This is a genomic window from Streptococcus sp. 210928-DFI.4.42, assembly GCF_020554365.1.
Classification (GTDB): domain Bacteria; phylum Bacillota; class Bacilli; order Lactobacillales; family Streptococcaceae; genus Streptococcus; species Streptococcus parasanguinis_S.
In genome coordinates this window covers 1-13,411 of record NZ_JAJCHF010000017.1, presented here as the reverse complement: position 1 = coordinate 13,411, position 13,411 = coordinate 1, and the positions used below count along the sequence as shown (strand labels likewise).

Sequence of the window (13,411 nt, the reverse complement as noted above, 5' to 3'; positions counted from 1 at the left end):
TTTTGAAGAAGAAGGGCGATTTGTATTGCTTTTCTAAATCTTTTAAGATATAATATTAAGGATTATGATGAGGGAGGTCAATTATTTGACTGATAAATCACAAGACAGTGAGAAGTTATTAAGCTTCAAAGAGCAGATCCTCAGAGACTTAGAAGAGGCCAATGAGCAACTTCTAAAGATCGAAAAAGAGTATGATCTACCTGATCGAAGCATTGAAACCCCTTCTTCACTGAAAGAGGAGGAAGAAGCAACACCACCTCCAAAAGTAGAAGAATCTGCGTCGGCTCCCAAAGAAGAACCAGTGGAGCCGGTAAAGGCGACTCCTGCTGTGGAAGAAAAGAGTGAGCTTACAAAGCCTGCTCCAAAAGAACCAAGTCAGGAACCGGTAGAGGAAAGCTTATCGCGCTCTTCTCGTAACCAGCGCCAACAAAAACAAAAGAAACAAAATAAAATCGCTAAACGAATTGTGCGGACAGTGGTCAGCCTTTTGCTGATTGTGATCGTGGCTACAGGGATCTTTGCTGTGACCTATATCCATTCAGCTGTCAAGCCGATGGATAAAAATGCAACAGAATTCGTAACGGTTGAGATTCCAGCTGGTTCAAGTAATCGTGAGATTGGCGCGATCCTTGAGAAAAAAGGACTCGTGAAAAATGGTCAGTTCTTTAACTACTATACCAAGTTCAAGAACTATAGCAATTTCAAATCTGGTTATTTCAATTTGCAAAAGAGCATGGATCTAGAAACCATCATCCAAAAACTGCAGGAAGAGGGAACCAAAACTCCTCAAGCTCCAGTTCTTGGGAAGGTGACGATTCCAGAAGGCTATACGATCGATCAGATTGCGACGGCTATCACCACCGATGTCTCCACTAAGAAGGCAGGCAAGACTCCATTTAAGAAAGAAGATTTCTTGAAGTCTGTCCAAGACGATGCCTTTATTGAGAAGATGGTGGCCAAATATCCTAAGCTCTTGGCGAATCTGCCAAGTAAGGATTCTGGTGTTCGCTACCGTTTAGAAGGTTATCTCTTCCCAGCAACTTATAACTATGGGAAAGATACCACAGTGAAAGAGATGATCGATCAGATGCTTGCGGCAATGGATCAAAACTTAAGCCCATACTATGAAACACTTGAGAGCAAGAACATCAATGTAAACGAAGTATTGACTCTTGCTTCCTTGGTTGAAAAAGAAGGGGCGACGGATCAGGACCGCAAAGATATCGCGAGTGTCTTCTATAACCGTTTGAACCAAGATATGCCTTTGCAAAGTAATATTGCAATTCTTTATGCCGAAGGGAAACTTGGTCAAAAGACGACCTTAAAAGAAGATGCAACGATCGATACAGAGCTGGATTCACCTTATAATATTTATAAGAATACCGGCTTGATGCCTGGCCCAGTGGATAACCCTGGAGTATCAGCGATCGAAGCGGCGGTGAACCCAAGTAAGACCGATTACTTGTATTTTGTCGCAAATGTCGAAAATGGTGAAGTTTTCTTCGCTAAGACATACGAAGAACACAATAAAAATGTTGAAGAACACGTCAATAGTAAATTGACACAAGCAAGTTCAAACTAGAAAAAGCATGTGGCGCGTCCACAGCTTTTTCATTCAAATAATAGAAAGAGAAGAATAATGGCAGAAAAAACATACCCAATGACCCTAGCAGAAAAAGAAAAATTGGAACAAGAATTAGAAGAATTGAAATTGGTCCGTCGACCTGAAGTGGTGGAACGGATTAAGATCGCTCGTTCATATGGTGACCTCTCAGAAAACTCTGAGTATGAAGCGGCAAAAGATGAACAAGCTTTTGTTGAAGGTCAAATCTCTAGCTTGGAAACAAAAATCCGTTATGCAGAAATCGTCGATAGTGACGCTGTTGCAGTAGACGAAGTTGCGATCGGAAAAACCGTTACAGTTCAAGAAGTTGGCGAAACAGATGAAGAAGTATACAGCATCGTTGGTTCAGCAGGGGCAGATGCCTTTGCAGGAAAGATCTCTAACGAAAGCCCAATCGGTCATGCTTTGATTGGTAAGAAGACAGGTGACGTTGTCACGGTTGAGACACCAGCTGGAAACTACCAAGTGAAAATTTTGAACGTAGAAAAAACAGCGTAAATATAAAAAGCAGGCTCTCCAAGAGGGCCTGTTTCAGATTAAAGACAAAGTTCTCTTAGAAACTTTCCTTAAGTGAGTATGGACGTCAGCGAACTTCTACGAAGTTCCATGACTTAGTTTTGAACCTAAGGTTTCAAAACTCCCCTAGTGCCTGAAATAATTATGTTTCAGGCACTTTTCTCACGGCGGAAAGTTTCAGTATCTGCTGTATGAACCTAATAGTTTATATTATTTTATTTTTTAACATTACTTAGACAGAAACGGTCTTAAAGCAGGCTCTCCAATAGGGCCTGCTATTTTGTGCTCTTAATCCCCTTGTGAGGGTGAAAATTTTTCGTTGACTGACTGAATGGTATCAAAAAAGCACTTGAACTAAAAGGTTCAAGTGCTGCTCTATTTTCGCTAGAATTTAGTAGTTTGTACTACTTTCTATTGCGTTGTTTTCCTGCATTGCGGTTGTTTTTTGGTTTGTGCTGAATTTGTGTGGTCGCAGTTGGTGTGACATCTTTTTTCACGCGGTGACTAGTCGCTTTAGGAGGATTGTTTTTGTATTCCTCAGCGACTCGTTTGCGAAGATTTGGACGAATCAAGTAGTTGATGACAAATTGTTGGATAATTTGGATCACCCCACCGACTACCCAGTAAAGAGTCACTCCGGCTGAGGAGATCAATGAGAAGACACCGATCATAATCGGACTCATCAGTGATGCTTTGCGCATGCTTTCCTTTTGGGTTTCATCTTCAATTCCATGAAGAGAAAGCATACTTTGGATATAGTAAAGAACTGCTACGATCGCTGTCAAGAGCAAGCTTGGTTTGCCGAGAGCAATGCCAAGGAAGCTACTATCTGCTACCCCTTTGGTGTGCTGAGCTGCAAAGAAGAGAGCTGAGAAGAATGGCATTTGGATCAAGAGTGGCAAACACCCAACTCCACCAAACATGCTAACTCCATTTTCACGTTGAGCAGCCATTAATTCCTGTTGCGCCAATAGCTTTTCTTCTTGTGTGCTAGCGTTCTTCATGCGCTCTTGGATTGGCCCAAGGATAGGTTTTAAGTAGTTCATCTTTTCAGATTGGTAGGTTGCCTTCCATGATTGGTACAAACCAAGTGGCAAGATGATCAACCGAACGATCAAGGTGACGATAATAATCCCGATCCCAAAGCCCAAGCCAAGGTCGTTGGCAAAGAATTTGATGGCTTCGCCCATTGGACGGCCAAGAAGATTCCAGATCAATCCAGTCGGATTTCCAGTTTTCCGATCGACACTCACGCATCCTGATAAGAAGACAAGCGAAGCTAGTCCCATCGATGCAAGTAATGCAAGTTTATTTTTTTTCACAAATAGTTCCTTCTTTTTTAAAATGTTACCTTTCTATTCTACTGTTTTTTTTTAAAATACACAATAGTTCTCTAGTCTTAATTTGCAATTTTAAAGTCTGTATAGTTTTCAAAGTTTGCGAGCGTAACATCTAAATAAGTTACATGTGCAAAAGGTGTAGGACCTTTGCGAATTTCTTGAATGAATTTGGCCATTTGGCTACTAGACTCTGCCTGGGCCAGAATGCCAACCGTTCCGTCGTCATTATTCCAGACACGGCCAGTAATCCCACCGATCTCTAAAGCAAGACTGTAGACTCCCCAGCGAAAGCCAACCCCTTGAACCCGTCCTTGGGCAATCATTTTTACCTTTTGCATGTGCGACCTCCTTGACTCGAAGAAATCTATCTGAGGTATGATTTCTTCTTTTTCTTTGTGCTATAATAGTTCTATGAATATTATAACGTCTAAATCCAATAATGTAATCAAAAATGCAAAAAAATTACATCAAAAAAAATACCGGACAGATTCTTATCTCATTGAAGGCTGGCATCTGTTTGAAGAGGCAGTAGAAAATCATGCGAAGATTCGGCAGGTCTTTGTTTTAGAAGCCTATTTAGACCGGGTAGAGGACATCCAAAAAGTCACTATCGTGACTCCGGAGATCTTAAGCCTCTTGGCAGATTCGAAGACTCCTCAAGGGATTGTCGCAGAGATTCTTCTAGAGCAGCCAGAGCTTCCGGATCAGCTACAAGGGCGATTCCTCTATTTGGAGGATGTACAGGATCCTGGCAATGTAGGGACGATGATTCGAACAGCAGATGCAGCAGGTTTTGATGGCGTCATGCTTTCGAAAGCCTCCGCTGATCTATACAGTCTCAAGACCCTTCGATCCATGCAGGGCAGTCATTTCCATATTCCTATCTGGAAACTGGATCGAGAAGAACTATTGGAGCGAGCTGCGCACTCTCATCTAGCAGTTCTCGCAACGACGCTTTCAGAAGCTTCCATTGACTACCGTCAGCTTTCTCAGACCGATCAGTTTATCCTGGTTATGGGGAATGAAGGAAATGGCATCAGCCAGGAAATGGCGGCGCAAGCAGACCAGCTGGTTCATATTCCCATGCCAGGTCGGGCAGAGAGTTTAAATGTTGCAGTGGCAGCAGGAATTTTGATGTTTTCTTTAAGGAAATTTTGAGAAAAAGAAGTATACTTAACCTGTAAGAAGAAGTTGATGGAGATCTTATTGGGAGAGCTTATCAACGAAAGGTGGTTATCTTATGCAATATCATCGTGACAAAGAATACATGACCTATGTAGGCCATCTGATCCAGCATCCTAAGGTTCAAAAATTAGCCGACATTCCCCACCATATTCATTCCAATCGTTTGGAGCATTCCATTCATGTGAGCTATACCAGTTATAAACTGGCTAAAAAATTTGGTTGGGATGCCAAAAGTACGGCTCGGGGTGGCCTCTTGCATGACCTCTTTTACTATGATTGGCGCGAGACCAAGTTTACGAAAAGTCACGCCTGGATCCATCCCCGCATTGCCGTGAGAAATGCACGAAAGATCACAGATCTCAATGCCAAGGAAGAAGACATCATTATTAAACACATGTGGGGAGCTACCCTTGCTCCGCCTCGCTACAAAGAATCCTTCGTAGTGACCATGGTGGATAAATACTGGGCTGTTAAAGAAGCTTCAGAACCATGGCGTAAAAAGATGGCTAAAAGGAGATTTTTTCATCGAAAAATGTTAAAATCGTAGTAAACAAATTTGAAAGGAACTTGTTAATATGTATAATGATTCAGTAATCCAAGAACAAAGTGGATTGAATGCTTTTTATAACAAAATCTACTCATTAGTTGGGATCGGTGTGGGGATTTCAGCCCTTGTGTCTGGCCTGATGATGACAGTCTTTCAAGACTTCTTCGTACAAATCTTGACAACCGCACCAATGGTTTACTACGCAGCAGTGGTTGTAGAATTGATCTTGGTCTTTGTTGCAAGTGGGAAGGCTGTTAAAAATAGCCCGTCTGCTCTTCCGATCTTCTTGATCTACTCAGCTTTGAATGGCTTTACCTTGAGCTTTATCATTGCTCGCTACATGCAAGCAACTGTCTATAAGGCTTTCTTGGTCAGTGCCTTGATGTTTATTGTCATGGGAGCTATCGGACGCGTCGTGAAAAAGGACCTGTCTGGAATGGGACGTGCCTTGATGGGAGTCTTGATCGGTGTGATCATTGCTTCTGTTGTGAACATGTTCTTGAGAAGTTCTGGAATGGACTATATCTTGAGTATTATCTCTGTCTTCCTCTTTGCAGGTTTGACAGCTTGGGATAACCAAAAGATTCGCTATGTCTATGATCAAACAAATGGTCAACCTGCTACAGGTTGGGCAGTAGCAATGGCTTTGGAACTTTATCTTGACTTTATCAACCTCTTTATCAGCCTTCTTCGTATCTTCGGAAGAAACGACTAATCAAAGAGAGATTGAGCTGGGGCAGTTGCCTCGGCTTTTTTTGTCTTCCGACTTGTGCTATACTAATAGTGACTAAAGAATAGAAATGAGCGCTTATGAAAACACCTTTTGTAACCTGTGAACAATTAGAAAGCCTGACCCAAGAATTCCCTACCCCTTTCCATCTCTATGATGAAGCAGGAATTCGTGAAACGGCTCGTGCTCTCCATCAAGCTTTTGCTTGGAATGAAGGATTTAAGGAATACTTTGCCATCAAGGCAACTCCTAACCCATCGATCCTAAAAATTTTGCAAGAAGAGGGCTGTGGTGTCGACACTGCCAGCTATGTCGAATTGTTAATGGCGGATAAACTGGGCTTTAGTGGAAAAGAGATCATGTTTTCTTCTAACAATACGCCAGCAGATGAATTTGTCTATGCTAGAGAATTAGGGGCAACGATCAATCTGGACGCCTATGAAGACATTGCTTTCTTGAAGTCTGTGACTAGCATTCCCAAGGTCATTTCTTGCCGCTATAATCCTGGTGGAGTTTTTGAACTGGGAACCGATATTATGGACAATCCTGAAGAAGCCAAGTTTGGAATGACCAAGGAGCAATTGATCCAAGCCTTTATCGAGTTGAAAGAACTAGGTGTGGAAGAGTTTGGCATTCACGCTTTATTAGCTTCTAATACTGTATCCAACGACTACTATCCAGAGCTAGCGCGTCAACTTTTTGAATTAGCAGTAGAAGTCGTCGAGAAAACAGGTGTCCACTTGGGCTTCATCAACCTCTCTGGTGGAGTTGGGGTCAATTACAAGCCAGAACAAGAACCAAATGATATTGCCATTATTGGGGAGGGCGTGCATCGCGTTTTTGATGCGATTCTTAAACCAGCAGGACTTGGTCATGTGAAAATCTATACCGAGCTTGGTCGCTTTATGCTGGCTTCACACGGCCTCTTGGTAACCAGAGTGACGCATAAAAAGAAAACCTACCGGACCTATGTGGGTGTCGATGCTTCAGCTGTGAATCTTCTTAGACCGGCTATGTACGGTGCTTATCACCATATTACCAATATGGATCGTTCAGATGAACCAACTGAAGTGGTCGATGTCGTGGGAAGTCTCTGTGAAAACAACGATAAATTTGCCAAACAACGAGAACTACCCGTGACGGAGATTGGAGATTTACTCGTGATCCATGACACTGGAGCCCATGGATTTTCAATGGGCTATCAGTACAATGCCAAGTTGCGTTCGGCAGAAGTTTTGCTTCAAGAAGATGGGCAGGCCCGTTTGATTCGTCGAGCAGAAAAACCAGAAGATTATCTTGCGACACTCTACGGCTTTGACATTGAAAAATAAGCGATTGTCTGATATAATGATAGTTATGTAAAAATAATGGATCGGAGAAAATTGTATGAATCTCTTTTTAGGAATTTTGTTGATTATTTTAGCTTTCTTTGGTGGGATGGTTGCAGGAATGTTCTTGCTTCGTCGTCAATTTGAAAAAGAATTTGCATCAAACCCACGTTTGAATATTGAAGCAGTCCGTACGCTTTTAGGTGCGAGTGGCCAACGTCCAAGCGAAGCAAAAGTTCAACAAGTCTATCGCCAAATTGTGAACCAACAAAAATCAGCAATGGCGAAAAACAAGAAAAAATAAGAGTGGGGCAATCTCACGATAATAAATGAGAGGGGCTTGGAGGAATTTCTTAGTCCCTCCTTTTGGAAGGAAGAGATATGGATAACCGACCGATTGGTTTTTTAGATTCTGGAGTAGGGGGCCTAACTGTTGTCCGCGAATTGCTCCGTCAGCTTCCTCACGAAGATGTCGTCTATATTGGAGATTCAGCGCGTGCACCTTATGGTCCTAGACCAGCAGACCAAATTCGCGAGTATACTTGGCAGATGGTGAACTTCCTTCTGACCAAAAATGTCAAGATGATTGTCTTAGCCTGTAATACAGCGACGGCAGTTGTTTGGGAAGAAGTCAAGGAGAAACTTGATATTCCTGTTTTAGGAGTGATTTTGCCCGGAGCTTCTGCAGCCATTAAATCGACGACCCATCAAAAAATTGGGGTCATTGGGACACCGATGACGGTTTCTTCTGGAATTTATAAAGAGAAGATTCAAAGTCTAGCACCAGACATGGAAGTCAGCAGTTTAGCTTGTCCCAAGTTTGTTCCTTTAGTGGAATCAAACGAGTTGGCATCCAGTGTGACCAAAAAGGTGGTTTACGAAACCCTAAAACCACTAGTTGGAAAGGTTGATACCTTAGTCTTGGGATGCACCCATTATCCCCTTTTAAAACCGATCATTCAAAATGTTATGGGACCGGATGTCAAATTGATTGATAGTGGGGCAGAGTGTGTTCGGGATATCTCCGTTTTATTAAACTATTTTGAGCTCAATAAGAGTCGCGAACTCTTAGAGCAGACCCACCGCTTTTATACAACTGCAAATGCCAATAGCTTTGCAGCGATTGCCGAAAAATGGCTAGAACGTTCAGTGAATGTGGAGCATGTAAATTTATGAGTGACAAACTATTTGAATACAAAGATCCCCAAGATTGGTATATTGCCCAATGGGGAGAAGATGCAGACTACAACCAATTTAGTCAAGTGCCTGCGGAAGCTTCCACTCTGTTAGATCAGCTGGAACTTCTCTTTGCCAAGGATCCTGAAGGATTCCCTCTCAATCTATCGGTGATGCGCTATGGTTCAGCCTTTCGTTTTCTGACCTTTTTGACCGAAATCTTGAATGAAGTCAAGGGAAGAGCTTTTGAAATAGTACAGCGTCAAGGAGCCTTGCTCTTGGTTGAAAAAGGGAAATTGCTCTATTTGCATTTGCCAAGTGATGGGGTGGATTTGGAAGCCTTCTTGGGTCAAGACAAGGTCAAAGATACGATTCTTATTGCGACTCGAAATGAGGGAAAAACCAAAGAATTCCGTAATATGTTTGAAAAGCTGGGCTTTGAAGTGGAAAATCTCAATCAATACCCAGAGCTTCCAGAAGTCGAAGAGACAGGTCTGACCTTTGAAGAGAATGCCCGCCTAAAAGCTGAAACGATTGCAGAGCTAACTGGGAAAACAGTCTTAGCAGATGATTCAGGTTTGAAGGTAGATATCTTGGGAGGCTTACCAGGAGTTTGGTCAGCTCGCTTTGCGGGAGTTGGTGCGACAGATGCGGAAAACAATGCGAAATTGTTGCACGAATTGGCCATGGTTTTTGACTTGAAAGATCGTTCAGCTCAGTTCCATACGACCTTGGTGGTTGCAAGACCAGGCAAGGAAAGCCTAGTGGTGGAGGCAGATTGGCCAGGGTATATTAATTTTGAGCCCAAAGGGGAACACGGCTTTGGCTATGACCCTCTCTTCTTAGTTGGGGAAACGGGCCGTGCTGCTGCTGAATTAACGCTAGAAGAAAAAAATACACAATCACATCGTGCTTTAGCTGTTAAAAAGTTATTGGAGGTATTTCCATCATGGCAAAGCAAACAATCATCGTTATGAGTGACTCACATGGAGACCGCTCCATTGTTGAAGCTATTAAAGAAAAATACCTAGGCCAGGTCGATGGGATCTTTCACAATGGGGATTCTGAACTAAAAAGTGATGATCCTGTCTGGAAAGGGATCCACGTTGTCCAAGGAAATATGGATTTTTATGATGGCTATCCGGAACGCTTGGTGACCCAACTAGGGCCAACACGGATCATCCAGACCCACGGACATCTTTTCCAGATCAATTTTAGTTTTCAAAAATTGGATTTGTGGGCCCAAGAGGAGGAAGCAGATATCTGTCTATACGGCCACCTTCATATCCCAGATGCTTGGAAGGAAGGAAGAACCCTCTTTGTGAATCCTGGATCCGTTAGCCAACCTCGTGGTCTGATTCGCGAGTGTTTGTATGCCAAGATAGAGATTACCGATTCGAACTTCAAGGTAGAGTATTATACGCGAGATCATGAATTGTACCCTGAATTGACAAAGGAGTTTAGCAGATGATAGCAAAGGAATTTGAACGTTTCTTGCTGGCGCAGGAAGAGACGTTCTTAACTCCTGCCAAAAATTTAGCGGTCTTGATTGATACCCACAATGTAGACCATGCGGTCTTGCTGTTGAGCCAGATTAGCTATAGTCGCATCCCGGTAGTGACGGATGAACGCAAGTTTGTGGGGACGATCTCCCTAACGGATATTCTATCTTATCAATTGAAACACGAGATTCCTGAGGAGACTTTTGCTTCGATGGATATCGTAGACGTTGCAAAGAAGGAGGTCGGGGTCATCGGCTTAGACTTCAATTTGACAGAAGTCCTTCACAAGTTGGTGGATGACTCCTTCTTATCAGTGGTGGATGAAGAAGGTTATTTCCAAGGGATTATTACTCGGAAATCTATCCTCAAAGCCATCAATTCGCTGATGCATAATTTTTCAAATGAATACGAGATGATTCCAAAATGAAAGAATTTATTGCAAGTTTTATTGATCAAAAAGAACTAAGTGAAAATTCTCAGTCAGCCTATTTCTATGATTTGGACCAATTTATTGAATCAATTCATGGAAAAGTGACGCCGACGAATTTGAGAATTTACCAAGCTTCGATTAAAGATTTTAAACCGGCGGTTCAAAAACGAAAATTATCCGCTGTTAACCAATTTTTATATTATTTGTATCAAGAACGCTTTATTTCTGAATACCATCGTTTGGTCTTGCCTAAAATTCAACCGGCCAAGATCCATGATCGTGAATTGTTGGATCTGACCCATTTTTGGGAAGAATCAACTAACCCACAGGGACGCTTGATGGCCTTATTGATTCTGGAGATGGGCTTATTGCCAAGTGAGATCCTCCAAGTCAAGGTCGAAGATATTCAGCTGGACTTTCATGTCATTCGAGTGGGCAAAGATGGCCAAAAACGGGTTTTAAAAGTTCCAGAGCCTTTACTGGATGAGTTGCAACTCTTCCTCGATGGTGTCTATCTCTTTGATAATAAAGGAAAATCTTACTCCCGTCAGTGGGGATTCCGACAGTTAGAAGCCTTCTTGATCGAAAAAGGCAACCAAGACCTTTCGGCCCAATCAATTCGTGAGCAGTATATTTTGAAACAACGTGAACTCGGTGTGGATCTCTTTAGTATTGCGCGTGAATTGGGCCTAAAAACCATGGTGACATTAGAAAAATATAAATAATGGATATTAAAATAAAAGATTTTGAAGGGCCTTTGGACCTCTTGCTCCACTTGGTCTCTAAATACCAGATGGATATCTATGAGGTCCCCTTGATTGAGGTGATTGAACAGTACCTGGCTTATCTGGCGACTCTCCAGGCTATGAAACTAGAGGTAGCAGGGGAATACATGCTGATGGCTAGTCAACTAACCCTGATCAAGAGTCGTAGACTTCTTCCTAAGGTCGCAGAGGAGATGGATGAAGCAGAGGATCTAGAGCAGGACCTCCTTTCTCAATTGGAAGAGTACCGTACTTACAAGCAATTAGGAGAGTTGATGGCCTCGCAGCACGAGGAGCGCGCCCTCTATTATTCGAAACCAAAGATGGAATTGGTCTATGACGATACCGAATTACTTCATGATCGCACCACGGTGGATCTCTTCTTGGCTTTCTCAAAACTATTGACGAAGAAAAAAGAAGAATTCCGCCAGAACCATACAACCATTGTCAAGGATGAATACAAGATTGAGGATCTGATGGACCAGCTGCGTCACCGATTCCACGATCGCTCACAAGTTCTCTTACAGGACTTGTTTCTAGAAGCAGCGGATCTCCAAGAGGTCATTACCCTATTTCTTGCAACCCTTGAATTGATCAAGATCCAAGAGGTCACAGTGGTACAGGATACGGCTTTCGGAGAAATTTACTTAAATAGGATTGAACATGAGCAAATTAGCTGAAATTGAAGCACTCTTATTTGTAGCGGGTGAAGAGGGAATTACTGCCAGACAAATCGCAGATCTTCTCTCTTTACCCCCAACAGGTGTGGTGCAAAGTTTAGAAAAATTGGCCCAAAAATACCAGGAGGATACAGGTACGAGTCTGTGTTTGATGGAGACAGCTTCCCGTTATAAATTGGTGACAAAGGCAGACTACGCTTCGGTTTTACGAGACTATTCTAGAACGCCTATGAACCAAAGTTTGTCTCGGGCTGCCCTTGAAACCTTGTCAATTATTGCTTATAAGCAACCGATCACCCGCGTGGAGGTCGATGATATTCGAGGTGTCAATTCCAGTGGTGCTATTACCAAACTACTGTCATTTGATCTGATCCGCGAAGACGGAAAAAAAGAAGTCCTCGGGCGTCCTAATTTGTATGTCACGACGGAGTATTTTTTGGATTATATGGGGATCAATCATTTGGAGGAATTGCCAAAGGTTGAGGAAGTGGACATCGATCCAGAAGAAGGTCAATTATTTTCAGAGAGAACAGAGGAACTAGATGAGAATTAACAAATATATTGCCCATGCAGGCGTGGCTAGTCGTCGCAAGGCCGAAGAACTGATCAAGCAAGGCTTGGTGACGGTCAATGGCCAAGTTGTGCGTGAATTAGCGACTATCATTAAAACCGGTGATCAGGTTGAAGTAGAAGGGACTCCAATCTATAACGAAGAAAAGGTCTATTATCTTTTAAATAAGCCACGTGGCGTCATCTCTAGTGTATCAGATGATAAAGGGCGGACAACAGTCGTTGACCTTTTATCTCAAGTACCAGAGCGCATCTACCCAGTGGGACGTTTGGACTGGGATACATCTGGTGTCTTGATTTTGACCAATGATGGTGATTTTACAGATGAGATGATTCACCCGCGCAATGAAATTGATAAGGTCTATGTAGCGCGTGTCAAAGGGATTGCCAATAAGGAAAACTTGCGTCCCTTGACGCGAGGGGTGACCATTGATGGAAAGAAAACCAAGCCAGCAACTTACGAGATTTTAAAAGTGGATGTCGAAAAGAACCGTTCAGTGGTTCAGTTGACCATTCATGAAGGGCGTAACCACCAGGTTAAAAAGATGTTTGAAGCGGTGGGACTTTTAGTGGATAAACTCTCCCGGACCCAGTTTGGGAATTTGGACGTCTCAGGACTACGTCCGGGTGAATACCGTCGCTTGAGCAAAAAAGAAATCAGCCAGCTGCACAATCTAGCAGTGACTAAATCTAAAAAAGCATGAAAACAATCCTGATTGCGCTGGTCAGAGGCTATCAAAAATGGATCTCTCCCCTATTTCCGCCATCTTGTCGCTTTCAACCGACCTGTTCCAATTATATGATCCAAGCGATTGAACGTTTTGGTGTGAAAGGTGTCTTGATGGGGATTGCCAGGATTCTACGTTGCCATCCTGGAACCAAAGCAGGACCAGACCCCTTGCCAGACCATTTTAGTCTGAAGCGAAATGAAGAATCAAAATAGGCCGATCGCAAATAAACAGAAACGAGGCTGGGACAAAAGTCCTAGCCTCTCAATTATTTTTGGATTGTCGAGCAAG

18 protein-coding genes are annotated in these 13,411 nt (G+C 42.8%); 16 read left to right on the top strand and 2 right to left on the bottom strand.

Annotated elements, in window-relative coordinates; all coding sequences use genetic code 11:
* Positions 1-64 precede the first annotated feature (64 nt).
* Positions 65-1,582, top strand: a complete 1,518-nt coding sequence (gene mltG, locus LIZ08_RS07270) for an endolytic transglycosylase MltG (RefSeq protein ID WP_227038588.1) — start codon at positions 65-67, stop codon at positions 1,580-1,582.
* Between the two features lie 57 nt (positions 1,583-1,639).
* Entirely contained in the window at positions 1,640-2,122 is a 483-nt protein-coding gene (greA, locus tag LIZ08_RS07265; RefSeq protein WP_227038587.1) for a transcription elongation factor GreA, read from the top strand.
* Between the two features lie 422 nt (positions 2,123-2,544).
* On the opposite strand, the gene yidC is transcribed toward greA, so the two are convergent.
* The gene (gene yidC / locus LIZ08_RS07260) at positions 2,545-3,462 is read right to left on the bottom strand and encodes a membrane protein insertase YidC (RefSeq protein ID WP_227038586.1); all 918 of its coding nucleotides are present in this window, start codon (positions 3,460-3,462) and stop codon (positions 2,545-2,547) included.
* A gap of 77 nt (positions 3,463-3,539) precedes the next feature.
* Positions 3,540-3,818 carry an acylphosphatase gene (locus LIZ08_RS07255; RefSeq protein ID WP_023918900.1) on the bottom strand — a complete coding sequence of 93 codons (279 nt, stop codon included), beginning with the start codon at positions 3,816-3,818 and terminating at the stop codon, positions 3,540-3,542.
* Between the two features lie 73 nt (positions 3,819-3,891).
* Between LIZ08_RS07255 and LIZ08_RS07250 the strand changes: the two genes are divergently transcribed.
* The 14 genes from LIZ08_RS07250 (at position 3,892) to yidD (ending at position 13,335) form a co-directional block, all read left to right on the top strand.
* The gene (locus LIZ08_RS07250; RefSeq protein WP_049523730.1) at positions 3,892-4,638 is read left to right on the top strand and encodes a TrmH family RNA methyltransferase; all 747 of its coding nucleotides are present in this window, start codon (positions 3,892-3,894) and stop codon (positions 4,636-4,638) included.
* A gap of 82 nt (positions 4,639-4,720) precedes the next feature.
* Positions 4,721-5,212 (top strand): HDIG domain-containing metalloprotein, encoded by a 492-nt coding sequence (locus LIZ08_RS07245; protein ID WP_003005617.1) that lies wholly within the window; start codon positions 4,721-4,723, stop codon positions 5,210-5,212.
* Positions 5,213-5,240: 28 nt separating this feature from the next.
* Positions 5,241-5,927, top strand: a complete 687-nt coding sequence (locus LIZ08_RS07240; RefSeq protein ID WP_003008369.1) for a Bax inhibitor-1/YccA family protein — start codon at positions 5,241-5,243, stop codon at positions 5,925-5,927.
* A 95-nt stretch (positions 5,928-6,022) separates the two neighbouring features.
* On the top strand, positions 6,023-7,273 hold the full coding sequence (locus LIZ08_RS07235) for a diaminopimelate decarboxylase (RefSeq protein ID WP_070466409.1): 1,251 nt from the start codon (positions 6,023-6,025) through the stop codon (positions 7,271-7,273).
* A 55-nt stretch (positions 7,274-7,328) separates the two neighbouring features.
* Positions 7,329-7,574, top strand: a complete 246-nt coding sequence (locus LIZ08_RS07230) for a YneF family protein (RefSeq protein ID WP_031575486.1) — start codon at positions 7,329-7,331, stop codon at positions 7,572-7,574.
* Between the two features lie 77 nt (positions 7,575-7,651).
* The gene (gene racE / locus LIZ08_RS07225) at positions 7,652-8,446 is read left to right on the top strand and encodes a glutamate racemase (RefSeq protein ID WP_003008361.1); all 795 of its coding nucleotides are present in this window, start codon (positions 7,652-7,654) and stop codon (positions 8,444-8,446) included.
* Complete coding sequence (locus LIZ08_RS07220) at positions 8,443-9,423, top strand: nucleoside-triphosphate diphosphatase (protein WP_003005496.1); 981 nt, start codon at positions 8,443-8,445, stop codon at positions 9,421-9,423. Before racE ends, LIZ08_RS07220 begins: the two co-directional genes overlap by 4 nt.
* On the top strand, positions 9,396-9,917 hold the full coding sequence (locus LIZ08_RS07215) for a metallophosphoesterase (protein WP_049474019.1): 522 nt from the start codon (positions 9,396-9,398) through the stop codon (positions 9,915-9,917). The genes LIZ08_RS07220 and LIZ08_RS07215 overlap by 28 nt, the downstream gene beginning before the upstream one ends.
* Positions 9,914-10,375, top strand: a complete 462-nt coding sequence (cbpB, locus tag LIZ08_RS07210; RefSeq protein WP_003008353.1) for a cyclic-di-AMP-binding protein CbpB — start codon at positions 9,914-9,916, stop codon at positions 10,373-10,375. The genes LIZ08_RS07215 and cbpB overlap by 4 nt, the downstream gene beginning before the upstream one ends.
* The gene (gene xerD, locus LIZ08_RS07205) at positions 10,372-11,103 is read left to right on the top strand and encodes a site-specific tyrosine recombinase XerD (protein WP_070466407.1); all 732 of its coding nucleotides are present in this window, start codon (positions 10,372-10,374) and stop codon (positions 11,101-11,103) included. The genes cbpB and xerD overlap by 4 nt, the downstream gene beginning before the upstream one ends.
* Positions 11,103-11,822 (top strand): segregation/condensation protein A, encoded by a 720-nt coding sequence (locus LIZ08_RS07200; protein ID WP_049472072.1) that lies wholly within the window; start codon positions 11,103-11,105, stop codon positions 11,820-11,822. Before xerD ends, LIZ08_RS07200 begins: the two co-directional genes overlap by 1 nt.
* A complete protein-coding gene (gene scpB, locus LIZ08_RS07195) occupies positions 11,806-12,375 on the top strand; it encodes an SMC-Scp complex subunit ScpB (RefSeq protein WP_070587004.1) in 570 nt (189 codons plus the stop codon). Before LIZ08_RS07200 ends, scpB begins: the two co-directional genes overlap by 17 nt.
* Positions 12,365-13,096, top strand: coding sequence for a pseudouridine synthase (locus tag LIZ08_RS07190; protein ID WP_129299044.1), 732 nt, complete (start codon positions 12,365-12,367; stop codon positions 13,094-13,096). Before scpB ends, LIZ08_RS07190 begins: the two co-directional genes overlap by 11 nt.
* Entirely contained in the window at positions 13,093-13,335 is a 243-nt protein-coding gene (gene yidD, locus LIZ08_RS07185; RefSeq protein ID WP_049486129.1) for a membrane protein insertion efficiency factor YidD, read from the top strand. Before LIZ08_RS07190 ends, yidD begins: the two co-directional genes overlap by 4 nt.
* The last annotated feature ends 76 nt before the right edge of the window (positions 13,336-13,411 follow it).

What these genes read in the sequence shown, in the direction of transcription:
- LIZ08_RS07240 (WP_003008369.1), top strand. Translation starts at nt 5,241, where the DNA reads ATGTATAATGATTCAGTAATCCAAGAACAAAGTGGATTGAATGCTTTT.
- LIZ08_RS07190 (WP_129299044.1), top strand. Translation starts at nt 12,365, where the DNA reads ATGAGAATTAACAAATATATTGCCCATGCAGGCGTGGCTAGTCGTCGC.
- LIZ08_RS07255 (WP_023918900.1), bottom strand. Translation starts at nt 3,818, where the DNA reads ATGCAAAAGGTAAAAATGATTGCCCAAGGACGGGTTCAAGGGGTTGGC.
- yidD (WP_049486129.1), top strand. Translation starts at nt 13,093, where the DNA reads ATGAAAACAATCCTGATTGCGCTGGTCAGAGGCTATCAAAAATGGATC.
- LIZ08_RS07230 (WP_031575486.1), top strand. Translation starts at nt 7,329, where the DNA reads ATGAATCTCTTTTTAGGAATTTTGTTGATTATTTTAGCTTTCTTTGGT.
- LIZ08_RS07235 (WP_070466409.1), top strand. Translation starts at nt 6,023, where the DNA reads ATGAAAACACCTTTTGTAACCTGTGAACAATTAGAAAGCCTGACCCAA.
- scpB (WP_070587004.1), top strand. Translation starts at nt 11,806, where the DNA reads ATGAGCAAATTAGCTGAAATTGAAGCACTCTTATTTGTAGCGGGTGAA.
- LIZ08_RS07200 (WP_049472072.1), top strand. Translation starts at nt 11,103, where the DNA reads ATGGATATTAAAATAAAAGATTTTGAAGGGCCTTTGGACCTCTTGCTC.
- racE (WP_003008361.1), top strand. Translation starts at nt 7,652, where the DNA reads ATGGATAACCGACCGATTGGTTTTTTAGATTCTGGAGTAGGGGGCCTA.
- mltG (WP_227038588.1), top strand. Translation starts at nt 65, where the DNA reads ATGATGAGGGAGGTCAATTATTTGACTGATAAATCACAAGACAGTGAG.
- LIZ08_RS07220 (WP_003005496.1), top strand. Translation starts at nt 8,443, where the DNA reads ATGAGTGACAAACTATTTGAATACAAAGATCCCCAAGATTGGTATATT.
- greA (WP_227038587.1), top strand. Translation starts at nt 1,640, where the DNA reads ATGGCAGAAAAAACATACCCAATGACCCTAGCAGAAAAAGAAAAATTG.
- LIZ08_RS07250 (WP_049523730.1), top strand. Translation starts at nt 3,892, where the DNA reads ATGAATATTATAACGTCTAAATCCAATAATGTAATCAAAAATGCAAAA.
- cbpB (WP_003008353.1), top strand. Translation starts at nt 9,914, where the DNA reads ATGATAGCAAAGGAATTTGAACGTTTCTTGCTGGCGCAGGAAGAGACG.
- LIZ08_RS07245 (WP_003005617.1), top strand. Translation starts at nt 4,721, where the DNA reads ATGCAATATCATCGTGACAAAGAATACATGACCTATGTAGGCCATCTG.
- LIZ08_RS07215 (WP_049474019.1), top strand. Translation starts at nt 9,396, where the DNA reads ATGGCAAAGCAAACAATCATCGTTATGAGTGACTCACATGGAGACCGC.
- xerD (WP_070466407.1), top strand. Translation starts at nt 10,372, where the DNA reads ATGAAAGAATTTATTGCAAGTTTTATTGATCAAAAAGAACTAAGTGAA.